This window comes from Streptomyces sp. NBC_01474 (assembly GCF_035918215.1).
Taxonomy (GTDB): domain Bacteria; phylum Actinomycetota; class Actinomycetes; order Streptomycetales; family Streptomycetaceae; genus Streptomyces; species Streptomyces aureus.
On record NZ_CP109449.1, the window covers coordinates 2472301 to 2486472 of the forward strand.

Below are 14172 nucleotides of genomic sequence, written 5' to 3' on the forward strand. Positions count from 1 at the left end.
CGTGGAAAGCAGTTCCGGCAGCCAGGGGGAAGGAGGCCGACCGATGGCAGTCGAACTCAACCACACGATCGTCGCCGCGCACGACACGATGGCGTCCGCACGGTTCCTCGCGGATCTGCTGGGTTTGGACGTGGCACCGGAGTACGGTCCGTTCGTCCCGGTGCAGATGCCGAACGGCGTGACGCTGGACTACATGGACACGGCCGAGGCGATCAGCCCACAGCACTATGCGTTCCTTGTCTCCGAGGACGACTTCGACGCGATCTTCGCCCGTATCGGCGAGGCGGGCCTGACCTACTGGGCGGACCCGTCCCACCACCACCCCGGCGAGATCAACCACAACGATGGCGGCCGCGGGGCGTACTTCGACGACCCCAACGGACACAACCTCGAGATTCTGACCAGGCCGTACGGCAGCGGCGAGGACTGATACCCCAGAACGTGCCGGGAGCCGGAGCCCCCTCGGCGACCGTGTGCCCAGGCGACTGGCCGGGGGACGGCAGCAGGCTCTGGTGGCTGCTGGCGGTCGGCGAGGTTGCTGTACTTCGCTGCTGTACCGGGCGAAACTTCCATGCTGGCCGTGGACGCTGGCCCAACGGCCGCCACGGCCACAGGGACAAGTTGAGGCTGCAGAAATACCGCTCCGAAGATCCACCACCCGGTCGGCGGCTATACGGTCGAAGAGAAGGAGGTAGTTCGACGAGATGAACCTCACTGACCACGCCGGAGTCCGGCTCAAACACGGCAAGCCCAAAGTCAATGGCGTGGAGATCCACTACGCGATCGGCGGCACCGGCGAGCCGGTGTTCTTGCTGCACGGTGTGCCGAAGTCAATGTCGTACTGGCGCCACGTCGTGCCGCTGCTGACCCCGCACTACACCGTCATCGCGGTCGACAACCGAGGCTGCGGCGGCTCCCAGCGTCCCCTGACCGGCTACGACACCGCCGCGATGGCCGCTGACGTCGCCGAACTGGCCACCTACCTGAGCTTTGACCAGTTCCGCGTCGCGGGCGAGGACTGGGGCGCGGCCATCGCCTACGCCGTCGCCGCCTTCCACCGGCCCCGGGTGCAGCAACTGGTGTTCCAGGAGACGCTCCTACCGGGGTTGCCAGTCGGCCCAGGGATGCCAGGCGGCGAACACGATCCCTCGCTCGCCGCTGACGATGCCCGAACCGGCTGGCACTTCAGCTTCTTCAGCCTGCCGAACCTGCCCGAGCTGCTGCTGGCCGGGCGGGAACGGCCGTTCTGGACGTACTACGCCAGACGCCATATGTGGGACCCGAGCGCGCTGACCGAGGAGGACATCGACGAAATGGTGCACTCGGCCGAGCAGCCGGGCGGCACCAGGGCCATCTTGGAGATGTTCCGCGCCCGCCAGACCGACGCCGAACAGAACCGCCCGCATTACGCCGATCCGATCAGCTGCCCGGTCCTGGCCGTCGGCGCGCAGGCCTATCTCGGGGACGAAGTATCCAAACAGCTCGCGCAGGTGGCCCGCGACGTCCGCGGTGCCGTCATCCCCGCGTCCGGTCACAACATCGCGCTTGAGAACCCGGCCGCCCTGGCCCAGGCCTACCTCGACTTCTTCTCAGGCGGCTAATTAGACGTCCAACCGCAGCGACGCCGCTGAGGGGCGTCAGGCGCCGGCAGGGTGAGGCGGCACTGCGGACCGTCTCGAGCAGCGCCTCGTCTGAACTGACCGGAGAGGCGTCTGAAACCAAGGGCTGGGCGGCGTACAACGTGCTGGCAGTGCCCGTTTCTGCGGATGCCGATTCGCGGTGACTTCGGGAGTCGGGCGGAGTCCTTTTAGCTTTTCGGATCTCGCACCAATAAGTAGACCCGACTGGCGCGAGCTGGTTTGGGGAAAATTATTACGGCCGCCCTCAAATGCGCGCTTCATACAAACTTCAGGGTTACCGTGCGATGCCATTCGGCCATCTTCCGTCTGATGAAGCACAGGGAATCCCATGGGCGACTCGCAAGACCAGGACCCAAGCCCCGAGGAAGCCGGGCATGAAAGCGCGGACGATCCCGATGCGTCCGGCGTCAACAAGACGCCTCCTCGGGCCGGAGCTGCACCGGTCGGTCGCCCCGGTCAGGCTGGGAACCCCGCCGCGCCCCTCAGCGGCAGCGAAGAGGGTCCGAGAACCTGGAGCGGCCCTTCCTCAACCGGCCCACCACCACCGAACAGCGGTGCCCGGACTGACACCGCATCAACTGCTCCGTCGAGGGTGCGTCTGGCGGGGCTGTTGCGGGATGGGCCGCCGTTCGGCCCGACCCGGCCGGGGTTCTGGCGCAGCCCATTGCGCGGGCCGTGGCTGACGTCCGTGCTCGGCGCGGCACTGCTGGTGGGCATCACGCTGCTGTTCGTCACGGGACTGCTCTCCTACGCCGCGTACAACCCGGACCTCGGCGCCAATGACAAAACGCCGGACCGCGGCTGGTTGGGGTTCTATCTGTTCTCCTGGCCCACCCATCCGTACTGGCTGTACCGGCTCACCCAGGGCGTCCACGTCACGCTCGGCATCGTGCTGATCCCTGTGCTCCTAGCGAAGCTGTGGTCGGTGATCCCCAAACTGTTCTCCTGGCCCCCGGTCAAATCGGTCAGCCACGCGCTGGAGCGGCTCTCGCTGCTGCTTCTCGTGGGCGGCGTACTGTTCGAATTCGCCACCGGGGTACTCAACATCCAGCTGGACTACATCTTCCCCGGCTCCTTCTACCCCCTGCACTTCTACGGGGCCTGGATCTTCATCGGCGCATTCGTCGTTCATATCACCTTCCGGATCCCGCTCATGGTCCGGATGCTGCGCCGCGGCGGTCTCCGCGAGGAGCTGCGGAGGCGCCCCAAGACGGGTGAGACCGAGCTTTCGGATCCCACGGGTCTGGTCACTCCTCGCCCTGCCGCGCCGACCATGTCCCGCAGGGGCGCGCTGGGGATGGTAGGGGCCGGCTCCCTGGTGCTGCTTGCGGTGACCGCCGGGCAGAGCATCGGAGGCCGGCTCCGGCCCACCGCGCTGCTCGCGCCGCGCGGTCAGGATCCAGGACCTGGCCCCAACGGTTTTCAGATCAACAAGACCGCGGCCGGTGTGGGCATCCGTGCCGTTGACATGGGTGCGGCCTGGCGTCTTGTCGTTCGGGGCGGCGGCCGCGAGCGGGTCCTCACCCGTGAAGAGGTTCTGGCGCTGCCGCAGCACGGTGCGGCGCTGCCTATCGCTTGTGTGGAGGGCTGGTCCACCGAGGACCAGGAGTGGAGCGGGGTCCGGCTGGCCGATCTGGCCGCGCTCGTCGGGTTCAGCCACCGCCCGCCCGGTGTCTTCGTGCAGTCCGCCCAGCTCAGCGGCTCTTTCCGCTCGACCACGTTGCGCGACAACCAGGTCCGCGATCCCCGCTCGCTGCTTGCGCTGCGGGTCAACGGCGCAGATCTGTCGCCGGACCACGGCTACCCGGCGCGCATCATCGTCCCGGCCAACCCGGGTGTCCACAACACCAAATGGGTCACCCGGCTGACCTTCGGGGAGAACGTATGAGCCGCTTCCGCAGTCGTTACGGGGCCTCTCCCCTGCATCTGCTTCTGGTGCTCTGCTCGTTTGCTCTGACCGGTTACGCCGGGATCCGACTCCTGGCCGGAGCCGAGCCGTGGAAGGTGGTCATCTGGTTCGTCGCGGCGGCCCTGTTGCACGATCTGGTGCTGCTGCCCCTCTACACCGTGACCGACCGCTCCGCCCAGACCCTGCTGGGCGAGCGTCAGGAACCTGCCACAGCGAATGAAGCCTCCCGCCCGACGAAGGGCTGGATCAACTACGTCCGGGTTCCGGTCTTCCTGTCCGGCGTGCTGCTCCTGACGTACTTTCCCCTGATCCTGGAGCGGGTGAGTCACCGCTTCACCTTGTACACGACGCTCTCCACTGACGTGTATCTCGGTCGCTGGTTGCTCATCACCGCCGCCCTGTTCGCAATCTCTGCGCTCACCCTGCTGATCCGCATGGGACGGTCTCGTCCCACCCGCGAGCCGAGCGTGGACAGATCCGGCGCAACACGGCCGGGACCGGGCAAGAACGATCCCGGTCACGAGCCCGCCCCGTGAACCAGCGGTTGGAAACATTGAGGCAGCGGACCCCGATTCACGCTCGGCAGGCAGGACTGACGTGAGCACGCGCCCGATCGGTGACTACGCACTACTGTCGGACTGCCGTTCGGCCGCGCTGGTGTCCACGGCAGGTTCAGTGGACTGGCTGTGCCTGCCGCGCTTCGACAGTCCGGCGGTCTTCGGCCGTCTACTCGACGAGGAGGCCGGACACTGGACGATCCGCCCCAGCGGACCGAGTGAGGTCACCCGCCGCTACGTACCCGAGACCCTGGTACTGGAGACCACTTTCCGTACCGCCTCCGGCACCATGGTTCTCCTTGACGCCCTGGCCATGGGGCACCGCGAGCGCGGGCACGCGCTGGCGGCGTCCTCCCCCGGCATCCTGCTGCGCCAGATCACGTGCACCAGCGGATCGGTCAGGGTGGAGACCAACTTCGCGCCACGCCCGGAGTTCGGCCTCGTCCACCCGGTGATGTCCTTTGTACGCGGCGGACTCAGCGCGTACGGAGGCGCGCAGCGACTTGTACTGTCCGCCCCGCTCGCGCTGCGGATCGACGGCTCGACCGCGCACGGTGAGACCGTACTCAGGGCGGGCCGACGGATCGGATTCGCTCTGTCGTCCCTGCCCGCCTGGGGCGAGGCGGAACCGGAACCCTGGCGGAGCGGGCGCATCCACCGACGACTGCACGACACGATCAAAGGATGGAGATCGTGGACACAGATCCATCAGGGCTATGAAGGCCGGTGGAAGGAACAGGTTGCCCACAGCGGGCGAGTGCTGCAAGCACTGACCTTCACCCCCACCGGAGCCATCGTCGCAGCCGCCACCACCTCCCTCCCGGAAAGCATCGGAGCCGACCGCAACTGGGACTACCGCTACACCTGGGTCCGCGACGCCAGCTTCACCCTCCAAGCCCTGTCCACCTCCGCCTGCGAGAAGGAGAAGGCCGCCTACTTCGGATTCCTCGCCCAGGCCGCAGCCACCCAACTCGAACGCGGCGTCGACCTCCAGGTGATGTACGGAATCGGCGGCGAAAGAGACCTCAGCGAACGCACCCTTCCCCACCTCTCGGGATGGCGGGGCAGCGCACCGGTCCGAACCGGCAACGACGCCTGGCGCCAGCACCAGCTCGACGTCTACGGCGAACTACTCGACGCCGCACACCAGACCCACCCCCGCACCGAGTGGTTCGACCAGCCCACCCGTAGATTCCTCCTCCAGGCCGCCGAGACCGCTGCTCGACGCTGGAACGAGCCCGACCAAGGCATTTGGGAAGTGCGAGGTCCCAGCCGCCACTTTCTCTACTCGAAACTGATGTGCTGGGTCGCCCTCGACCGGGCCATCGATCTCGCGCCCGCGCTCGGAGCGACGACCGAACGCGTCACGTCCTGGCGGCGCACCCGCCAGACCATTCGAACAGCCATTGAAACCGAAGGGTGGAACCCGCGCCTTGGCGCCTTCACCCAAGCATTCGGATCCAGCGCGCTCGACGCCTCAGCCCTCATGCTGCCCCTCGTCGGATTCCTTCCTGGCGACGACCCCCGCATCCGCGCCACCGTGTCGGCGGTCGCGGACCAGTTGTCGGACACACGCGGACAGGTACGTCGCTATCTCCGGGACGATTTCGCATCCGATGAGGGGGCGTTCCTGCTGTGCACCTTCTGGCTCGCCCACGCCCTGGCCCTGATCGGCGAAGTGTCGCGCGCACGCGAAGTCTTCGAAGCAGCACTCGCCTGCGCCAACGATGTCGGCCTCCTCGCCGAAGAAGTCACTCCCACCTCCGGGGAAGCGCTTGGAAACTATCCACAGGCGTTCAGTCACATCGGCCTCATCAACGCGGCACGAGCCATCCACCATGGCGAGCAGGCATGACACAACCGTTGGCGTCAAGGCGGACGTCAACCGGGACTCGCTCTGGTGGATCCTGGCCGAGGACGAGATGCATCCGATCGCCCAGATCGCGGTGGACGAAACGTGGTCCGCTCTGCGCTTCCGGATGCTGCGCGAGGGCGAGGTCTTCAACACCGACGCGGACGGCTGACGCCCTTATGGGGCCTGCCAGTTCTGGGGCGCATCCGGTGTCCGTACTGGCCGAGTGCGGCCGGCCCGGCGCTGACGGTGCAACCGCGAACAGTGCGCGAGGCGCGCGAGCGGATCACTCTGGATGACGAGGATCAGCCGTCGGCGAGCATGCCAGTCCGCAGTTTGGCGAGTGTGCGGCTCAGGAGGCGGGAGACCTGCATCTGGGAGACGCTGAGCACCTCGCCGATCTGACTCTGGGTCATCTCCTGCCCGAACCGCATCTCGATGATGTGGCGCTCCCGGTCGTTAAGACGGCCCAGAAGAGGATGCAGGCAGTGCAGGTCCTCGACGGTCTCCATGCCGGGGTCGGGCTCACCGATGAAGTCGGCCACCGTACGGCCCTGAACCTGAGCCGGTCCCGCCTCGCCGGCGTCGGCGGCCATGTCCAGGGAGCCGGCGGTATAGCCGTTCGCGGCGACGACGCCCTCAATGACCTCGTCCTCGCTCAGTTCCATGTGCTCGGCGACCTCCTTGACCGTGGGGTCACGGTCCAGGACGACTGCGAGCTCCTCCTTGGCCTTGGCGAGGTCGACCCGCAGCTCCTGGAGCCGCCGGGGCACGTGGACCGCCCAGGTCGTGTCGCGGAAGTACCGCTTGATCTCACCGACGACGTACGGAATGGCGAACGTGGAGAACTCGACCTCTCGGGACAGGTCGAACCGGTCGATCGCCTTGATCAGACCGATGGTTCCGACCTGGACGATGTCCTCTATGTCACCGTCGCCACGGTTCATGAACCGGCGCCCGGCGAACCGTACGAGCGACAGGTTCATCTCAATGAGCGTGTTCCGGGCGTACTGATTCTCGCGGGTGCCCTCTTCCAGGAGCTGAAGCTGGTCGCGCTGTCGTTCAGGGCTGGACAAAGCCTGCTGCGGGCCGCTTCCAGACGTTCGGCGTAGTCCGCCGCAAAGATCCCCGGCAGCGACTTGTCGAGCGTTCCAGCAATGCGGTGAAGGGGCGCCCAGACTGCCGCATCGCCGACGAGACGGCTGAGGTCCGTCATCTGCACCTGCTACAGCCAGTCCGACAGGACTAGCGCCTCATCCGGGGCGAGCTTGATGATGATCTCCGGATTCTCCACCCTCCGAACATAGTCCATCGACCATATGTTGTATGGGAGTTGAGGTGTGATGAAGTACATTCCTGTGTCCCATCACGTGACAGGCTGACGTGGCAGCGAGGAGCAGGAACGATGACGAACCCGGCAGCCCCGGACCCTGCTGCGGGAAATGGGCAGGCCCCCAGCGGGGGCAGCAATGCCAGCCCAGGTGCTTCCGGTTCCGGCAGCGGTTCCACGAACGCTCCGGAAGCGTCTGCCCCACCTACGCCAGCCCCGCCGACGTGGCGCGATGAAGTGCTGGAGCAGCTATCGGGACAGGATCCGGCTCGCGGCCGAAAGCGCGCCTTCAGAGCGATCGCCGTCACCTGCGTGGTGGCCTTGGTCAGCATCGTTGGCGGCTTCGAGGTGTCGCACTGGCTGGAGAACAGGCACTCGCAGGGAGACGCCAAGCGCGACGACCACAACGCGGATGTGATCGAGGATGCAAAGAAGCCGTTCGACTGGAAGATGAACCCAGGGCTCAGCGACGAGGAACCGTGGACGAGCTGGGTACTTGACCGGCGACTCGCTCCCGAGGAGCAGGCAGAGCTTAAGGGGCTGAGGGACGACCGGAAGGCCATCTGGGCCTTCGTGAAGAAGCGCGGTGGGTGGCGTGTTGCCATGGAAGCTGATTCGTACAAGTTGCAGCTGACCAGCGAAAAGCAGAAGGCAGTAGTAGTTACGCAGCTAGCGGCACGGGCGGTTAACTGTCGGCCGTCGCCAGTGAAGACCAGCATCTCGATCGGGACTGGGGGGACCGAGGTGTGGGATAACGCGCACTTCAACCTCACCGCAGATGACTCGTCAGTGCCTGCGCTCGTCTTCAAGCAGAAGGATCCGACGGACAGCCCGGAGGAAGCGCCGTTCGAGAAGGTGGTCTCATTGGGCGGTGCTCAGTCCCCGGGCTTCTTGATCCTGACACCCTTCTTGACCGCTCCAAAGCTGTGTGACTGGTCGGTGTCCTTGAAGTACAACGTGAACTCGGGCAAGACGCAGTCCCAGACAATCGCCAAGGATGATGACGGTCGGCCTTTGCGGGTCACCGGACTGCGCGGGGAGGGGGTCGACTCCTGGGTGTGGTCAGATGCTGGCACCTGGGTGCACTCCCCACCAGTGTCTTAACTGAGCGTGTGGTCCGGCAGCCCCAGCGGCTCACTGGAGTACTAACCCGGGCCGTCAACGGGTGGCCCGCAACGACAGACAACGACCATCAATGACCCGGTGCCCGCAGGTCAGGAGTGGTCGAGCTTGGATCGCAGCAGGCGGTCGGCGGCGCTCATCAATTCCTGCGCGCAACAAGAAGCAGGAGTGGGAGGAGTACCGCTCCGAGGTCACCGCGTTCGAACTGCGGAAGAACCTGCCGGTGCTGTAAGCGCAGGTCAGGGGTGCTTTTCGTCCAACGACCGACAGGGGCCCACGGTCAATGATCGTGGGCCCCTGTCGCGCCTCCCGCCATCTCCCGGCGCATGCTCACCCTCGTCCTCAAGCGCCTTCAGTGCAGCGGCCTTGTCGAGCGCACTGCCTATGCGGAGGTGCCGCCCTGCGTCGAGTACTCCACTCACTCCCTCGGCGCCTCCCTGCTGTCCGCCATTGAGTACCTGGCTGCCTGGAGCTCCGAGCATCACACCGGGATCCGACGCCACCAGGACGCGTACGACAAGAGCGCCACACAGTGCGTAACTGGCATGAGCAATCGATCATCGTTCGTGTGTAGCTTCCCTTAGGCCTGCAACATCATGATGCGAGCTGTGGCTCTCTGCTCGTATCGTGAAAAGACAGACAGCGGCGTGGTGAGCAGGAAAATCATGGCAGAACCGGCGGTCGACTACGCGGCGGTGTTCCAGGCTCTGCCCGGGGCGGTGGCGCTGGTGACTCCGCAGCTGATCTTCGCGGACGCCAACGCGGAGTTCTTGCGCCTCCGGGGCCTCCCCCGCGAGCAAGTGGTCGGTCGCTTTCTGCCTGAGGACCAGCCCGAAAACGACTCCGCCGAGCCTCTCCTGCTCAGAGTTCTGGCGTCACTGCGCCGGGCGGTGGACACCGGTGAGCGCAGCACCGTAGCGCTGCAGCGCGTCGACATGGAGGACCATGACCAGCCCGGGGTATGGCACGAGCGGTATTTCAACGTGACCAACATTCCCGTATTCGGACCCGATGGGCGGATGACGCTGCTGCTGCATCGGCTGGAGGACGTCACCGAACTCATCCGCGCCCGTGACGTCGCGCTGACCTTGCAAGAAGCCATGTTGCCCGCTCCTCGCACGGTCGGCCGGCACTCGGCGGCCGTTCGCTACCGGCCCGCCGCCCAAGCGCTGAATGTGGCCGGCGACTGGTACGACCTGGTCGACCTGCCTGGCGATCGCATCGCCGTCGCCGTCGGCGACGTCGTCGGCCACGGCCTGCCCGCGGCCTGCGTCATGGGGCAACTGCGCAGCGCCCTCACCGCCGCCTCTCTCGATCCTGAAGGCCCCGCCCGCGCCCTGGAAGTTCTCGGGCTGTACGCCCGCACCATCGACGGCGCCGAGAACACCACCGTGGCCACGGCGTTCATCGACTGGGAGAACCACACCATCACCTACAGCAGCGCCGGCCACCCCCCACCAGTGCTCCTGCAGAGGGACGGGACCGTCGAGTTCCTGGACCAGGCCACCGACCCGCCACTGGCCGCTCGTCCTCAACACGGCTCCCGGATCCAGGCTGTCGCTTCCTTCCACGAGGGCGCCGTCCTCGTGCTTTACACCGACGGTCTGATCGAACGCCGCGGCGAAGACATCGACACGGGCCTCGCCCGGCTCGCCGACTCCCTGGCCCGACACCGGGCAGGTGATCCCGAAGCTCTCGCCGACGCCGTGCTCACGGACCTGCTCCCACCCGGTGACGCCACCGACGACACCGCCCTGGTCATCCTGCGCCTGTAAACCTGGCCCGCCACGTTCGGCCGCTCGGCCGTCCCTCGTCGACGACAGTGAAGTGCTCAACTCACGAGGGGGCGACGCGCCACCGCGCCCGGGGCAGGCCTGGGGGCAGCGATGTTGTTCGACGACGTTTTCGCTGGTGGTGGGCAGGTAGCCGCGCGGACTGCAAATCTGCCGGGTTCCTGAGCCGGGCCGCCTGTGAGCCGTCGAAGGGCGACCCACGGCGACCAACAACGGCCACCAACCGCCGCCCGATTGCTGGTCATTGGCGCCCCGACGTCGGTCAGGCGAGATCGCTCCCAACGTGCACAAGTTCCTGCGCAAGAAGCGGTGCATAAGCGAGGAAGCGCTCAGAGGCTACAGCGTTGGAACTGTCCCGGCTTTAAGGGTTTCTGTACTGACTGAGAAGATTTTGGGCGGTAAGGGTCCACGGGTGTGTCGGGCCTAGGGTTCGGATTCGCCCTTCTGTAACCATCTCTATTTGCTCGATCGCATCGGCCTGCTGGCCTAGGGCGTTGAGGATGCGGCTGAGGTTGTGTCGTGCACTGAGCAGCACCGGGTAGTCCGGGGGGAAGGTCTGCTCGTACCCGGCGAGAGCCTTACGAGAATGAGGGAGTGCCTCAATCGGTCTACCGGCACTGATAAGCGCAAAGGCGTAGCTCAGTTCAGCGTCGAGCGTTAACGAATGATCCTCGCCGAGTGTGCTGCGGCAGTCTGCAATCAGTGCGGGCCCCGTGGAAAGCAGCTCGTCGCTCACTGGGAGCCCAGCTATATCTGGGCTCCCAGCCACCTCTAGGAGTAACGCCCGTGCGATGAGTGTGAGTGGATGCGACTTGCCAAGAGTCTCCTCCCGGCCTTGCGCTGCCCGTCTGATCAATGGAATCGATTCCTGGGCCCGTCCAAGATTGTAGAGCGGTATCGCCAGCTGTAAACATGTTTCGAGCGTGTCGGGAGCATCGGATCCGAGTGTCCCCTCACATTCCTCAAGTATCTCTTGATATTTGGTCTCGGACTCCTCGAATCGTCCGAGGCGGCAGAGGGCCCCGCCCACACGTTGGCGGAGTCTAAGAATGAACACGTTCTCGGCCTGCAGGCGGGGAGCGGAAATTTCGATGGCTTCATTAGCCAATGCGAGAGCCGAGGCGTAGTCCCCTGACCTGTGAACGGCAATGACGAGCCGGAGGGCGCACTCGGCTGCTCCCTCCACCGCGGGTAGTCCAGTCTCCCAGTTCACTACTCGCCGTAGGAATGCAATGACATGAGGAGCGAGCATTATCATCGCAGGGTCTTGCACTCCACGCTCGGGTACCTCTGGCAGCATGGTTTTGAGTACATGGACAGCTGTCGAAGCGAGTTGCTGTCGCTGGTTATGCGGGGTTGCGTGAGCAACACTGTCAAGAAGTATTCCGTGGACGCGTAGGCAGCGTGCGGGGGCTGGCAGGAGCTCGGCAAGAGAGTGGTCGAGCAGCCCTCGGAGGGCCGATTCGACGCGGGTACGGTTCAGCTCTGCGCCAAGTTCGGCATGGGCGAGGACCTTGAGGGGGAGCGGGTCGCCCGCGAAGCAAGCGAGAAGGCGGAGCAGGTGGGTTGCTTCGGGGAGTCCTTGTGCGGTGAGGGCGTCCAGCGAGAGTTGCCAGGTGCGGCTCAATAGGCGCCGGGGATCGCTGTGGGTTTCAGCACCCTGGTCTATGAGTTCGATGCGGTGGAGTCCAGCACCGTTGTCGAGTCCGTGCCCGTAGTCGGCGAGGGTCCACGGGTCAATGACTTGGTGGGCGAGGAATCCGCCAGCGAGGGTGAGCGCCAGGGGAAGGCGTCCCAGGCGGTCGGCGACCTCTGCCGCTTCTTCAATGCTTCCAGCGTGCGGTGCGATGTCCTGGAGGACGCGGGCGGCGTCTTCGCGTGGAAGGACGCCGAATTGGAGGAGTTCGGCGCCCGGCCACCAATGGGCTGCTGCCTGGCGGGTTGTGACGATGACGGTGCCGGAGGGGCTGGTGCGCAGCCATCCTCCGTCACGGAGGACGGCAGGGGTGTCGGCGTTGTCGAGGACCAGCAACCATGGCTGCTCAGAGCGGTCGAGGTACTGCCAGACAAGGTCGGCGGCGGGGCGCAGGCCGCTGCGTGCACCGGTAAGTTCAGCGTCGGTTGCGCCACGGTCAGCGGCGACAGCAAGCATGCCGGCGCGTAGAGAAGCTGGGTCAGAGGCATTGACCCAGAGTCCGACGCGGCCGACGTTGTTGGTGGCGTGTTGGAAGAGGGTGTAGGCCACGGCAGTCTTGCCGCAGCCTCCCAAGCCATGGAGGACGTAGACGCGGTTGCCGATGCCAGGCTCGACCGCGGCCCGCAGCCGGTCCATCTCTCCGACGCGGTCGCGGAGCGCCACGGGGGCGCGGCCGACGGCTGGGTGACGAACCGAGTCCGGCCCCGACCACTCGGGGCTGTGATGGTGGTGCTCGATGATGTGCTGGTCGCCTGAAGCTTGGTAAACGCGCCCTTGCCCGTCGGCCTGCGCGTCGTTGCCGCCACTCATCGTTGGTTGAAGTTCTGGTCGCGGCCCGCCTGGTACACGCGGGCGTGCCCGGAGGCGGTGGCGTGCTGCGAGACAGACGTAACGGCTGGCGCGAGCGGCTGTAGCTCGTTGATGAGCGTGCGAAGCGCTTCAGCTTCTTCGGGGTGTGTCACGAGTAGCCGCCGGATGCGGCCTTGCCACTCTGTACCCAGTTCGTCCCGGGATTCGAGGTCGCCGCCGACCTGAGCAGCTAGCAGGTCTGTCCGGGTCACGTCGAGCTCGGCGGATATCCCCTCGGCCCGATCTGGCTCAGCACGGCGCCACAACGAGGCAATGCCGTCTCGGGCTCGTTGCCACGCTTCGGTCGTCAATAGAGTGACCAGGGTTGTGCCTGCTGTACCCGCCAGCGCGACTATCTCCGGATCCACGAACTTGCCCCCTCTGGACGGTAGTTACCCGTGCTCCCAGAGTAGCCAGGAGGACTGGCGGCTGCACGATCTTGTCCAGGGGAGCTGCCACCGGCCTCGAAGCCGAGGCAGCAAGCTGGCGGGCCCGGGTCGACGAACATACTGGATTGACCTGATAAGGATGAGGCCACCGGTTCAAAGCCGGCGGCCGGCCAGTGCGCCCTCCGCAGTTCGATGAAACGGCCTGGCTTCACTCGGTCCCTGCAGGAGTTAAGGGCTGTTCCGTTCGACTAGGACTTGTCCGGGCGATCAAGCCGCTCGCTAAGGTGACGCCGGTGGGAGGAGCCTAATGGGTGCGGTGGAGTTGAGTCGGGCGGAAGCGGTCGCGCTCGTGCAGCGGATCATGGAGGCGGACTATGCCTCCGAAGAAGAGGTGAACGACTGGCTGGACAGGCTCGACAGAGCTCTGGCCTGCCCGTCCGGCCACGTCAGCGGCCTGGTCTTCTGGCCGCCGCAACGGGAGCTGTCTGCCGAGGAAGTGGTCGACCATGCCTTGGCCTACCGGCCGATTGCTTTGTGACGCCGGTACTCAGCTACGACGCCAGATCCCAGTGCCGCGACGCCCCAGGTCAGGGTTGGGGCGCCTCGCCGCCGGTGAAGATTACGGGGAAACGAACTGGTCTTCTCTTGGGCCGTCGACAAGCAGCTGGAGGCGACCAACGTTCGTCGCTCTCCGAGAGTGGCCTACCCCTGGAATATATCTCCCGTCTCGTCGGCCACTGCGCGACTGCCGTGACCGAGAATGTCCATCGGCAGCAGATCCAGACCGGCACCGACGTCATGGATGGCACCCTCAAGCGGGACCCGGAGCAGCAGCCAGGGCGATCGGCACGCGCGAGGATGATCGAAGCCCATGTGGTGGTCGGAGATCTGCCTCCTGCCATGAGTTTCGTAGTGCTGCTCACGCACTCTGAATCGGCTGAAAGTTGACCGGCCCTGGCGTCGAACGCGCAGGTGGCATCCATTCAGACGGATGGATGAGCGGCTCTCGCTGGCCGAAACTCCGTCGCCCTCAGC

General features: G+C 65.8%; 14 protein-coding genes and 1 pseudogene. 12 read left to right on the forward strand and 3 right to left on the reverse strand.

Annotated elements, in window-relative coordinates; genetic code table 11:
- Positions 1 to 43 precede the first annotated feature (43 nt).
- The 6 genes from OG758_RS11695 (at position 44) to OG758_RS11720 (ending at position 6130) form a co-directional block, all read left to right on the forward strand.
- Entirely contained in the window at positions 44 to 430 is a 387-nt protein-coding gene (locus OG758_RS11695) for a VOC family protein (protein ID WP_326709933.1), read from the forward strand.
- Between the two features lie 274 nt (positions 431 to 704).
- Entirely contained in the window at positions 705 to 1601 is an 897-nt protein-coding gene (locus OG758_RS11700; protein ID WP_326709934.1) for an alpha/beta fold hydrolase, read from the forward strand.
- A 637-nt stretch (positions 1602 to 2238) separates the two neighbouring features.
- Complete coding sequence (locus tag OG758_RS11705; protein ID WP_326715874.1) at positions 2239 to 3528, forward strand: molybdopterin-dependent oxidoreductase; 1290 nt, start codon at positions 2239 to 2241, stop codon at positions 3526 to 3528.
- Entirely contained in the window at positions 3525 to 4085 is a 561-nt protein-coding gene (locus OG758_RS11710; RefSeq protein WP_326709935.1) for a hypothetical protein, read from the forward strand. Before OG758_RS11705 ends, OG758_RS11710 begins: the two co-directional genes overlap by 4 nt.
- 61 nt (positions 4086 to 4146) lie before the next feature.
- Positions 4147 to 5961 carry a glycoside hydrolase family 15 protein gene (locus tag OG758_RS11715; RefSeq protein ID WP_326709936.1) on the forward strand — a complete coding sequence of 605 codons (1815 nt, stop codon included), beginning with the start codon at positions 4147 to 4149 and terminating at the stop codon, positions 5959 to 5961.
- Positions 5945 to 6130 (forward strand): hypothetical protein, encoded by a 186-nt coding sequence (locus tag OG758_RS11720; protein ID WP_326709937.1) that lies wholly within the window; start codon positions 5945 to 5947, stop codon positions 6128 to 6130. The genes OG758_RS11715 and OG758_RS11720 overlap by 17 nt, the downstream gene beginning before the upstream one ends.
- A 133-nt stretch (positions 6131 to 6263) precedes the next feature.
- Here the strand turns inward: OG758_RS11720 and OG758_RS11725 are convergent, their stop codons facing one another.
- Complete coding sequence (locus OG758_RS11725; protein ID WP_442810421.1) at positions 6264 to 7136, reverse strand: RNA polymerase sigma factor SigF; 873 nt, start codon at positions 7134 to 7136, stop codon at positions 6264 to 6266.
- Positions 7137 to 7525: 389 nt separating this feature from the next.
- Between OG758_RS11725 and OG758_RS11730 the strand changes: the two genes are divergently transcribed.
- From OG758_RS11730 to OG758_RS11735, 4 genes and pseudogenes are all read left to right on the forward strand, one after another.
- Complete coding sequence (locus tag OG758_RS11730; protein WP_326709938.1) at positions 7526 to 8392, forward strand: hypothetical protein; 867 nt, start codon at positions 7526 to 7528, stop codon at positions 8390 to 8392.
- 169 nt (positions 8393 to 8561) lie between these two features.
- Positions 8562 to 8642, forward strand: a pseudogene (locus OG758_RS49000) (glutamine synthetase); the annotation flags it as partial.
- 82 nt (positions 8643 to 8724) lie between these two features.
- Positions 8725 to 8994: a winged helix-turn-helix transcriptional regulator gene (locus OG758_RS49005; RefSeq protein ID WP_442810422.1), complete on the forward strand. Its 270-nt coding sequence runs from the start codon at positions 8725 to 8727 to the stop codon at positions 8992 to 8994.
- A gap of 81 nt (positions 8995 to 9075) precedes the next feature.
- Positions 9076 to 10185 carry a PP2C family protein-serine/threonine phosphatase gene (locus tag OG758_RS11735; RefSeq protein ID WP_326709939.1) on the forward strand — a complete coding sequence of 370 codons (1110 nt, stop codon included), beginning with the start codon at positions 9076 to 9078 and terminating at the stop codon, positions 10183 to 10185.
- A gap of 379 nt (positions 10186 to 10564) precedes the next feature.
- Here the strand turns inward: OG758_RS11735 and OG758_RS11740 are convergent, their stop codons facing one another.
- Positions 10565 to 12709, reverse strand: a complete 2145-nt coding sequence (locus tag OG758_RS11740) for a tetratricopeptide repeat protein (RefSeq protein WP_326709940.1) — start codon at positions 12707 to 12709, stop codon at positions 10565 to 10567.
- Positions 12706 to 13116, reverse strand: coding sequence for a hypothetical protein (locus tag OG758_RS11745; protein WP_326709941.1), 411 nt, complete (start codon positions 13114 to 13116; stop codon positions 12706 to 12708). The genes OG758_RS11740 and OG758_RS11745 overlap by 4 nt, the downstream gene beginning before the upstream one ends.
- Positions 13117 to 13444: 328 nt before the next feature.
- Between OG758_RS11745 and OG758_RS11750 the strand changes: the two genes are divergently transcribed.
- On the forward strand, positions 13445 to 13675 hold the full coding sequence (locus OG758_RS11750) for an e9imm peptide (RefSeq protein WP_326709942.1): 231 nt from the start codon (positions 13445 to 13447) through the stop codon (positions 13673 to 13675).
- A 212-nt stretch (positions 13676 to 13887) separates the two neighbouring features.
- On the forward strand, positions 13888 to 14085 hold the full coding sequence (locus OG758_RS11755; RefSeq protein WP_326709943.1) for a hypothetical protein: 198 nt from the start codon (positions 13888 to 13890) through the stop codon (positions 14083 to 14085).
- Positions 14086 to 14172 lie beyond the last annotated feature (87 nt).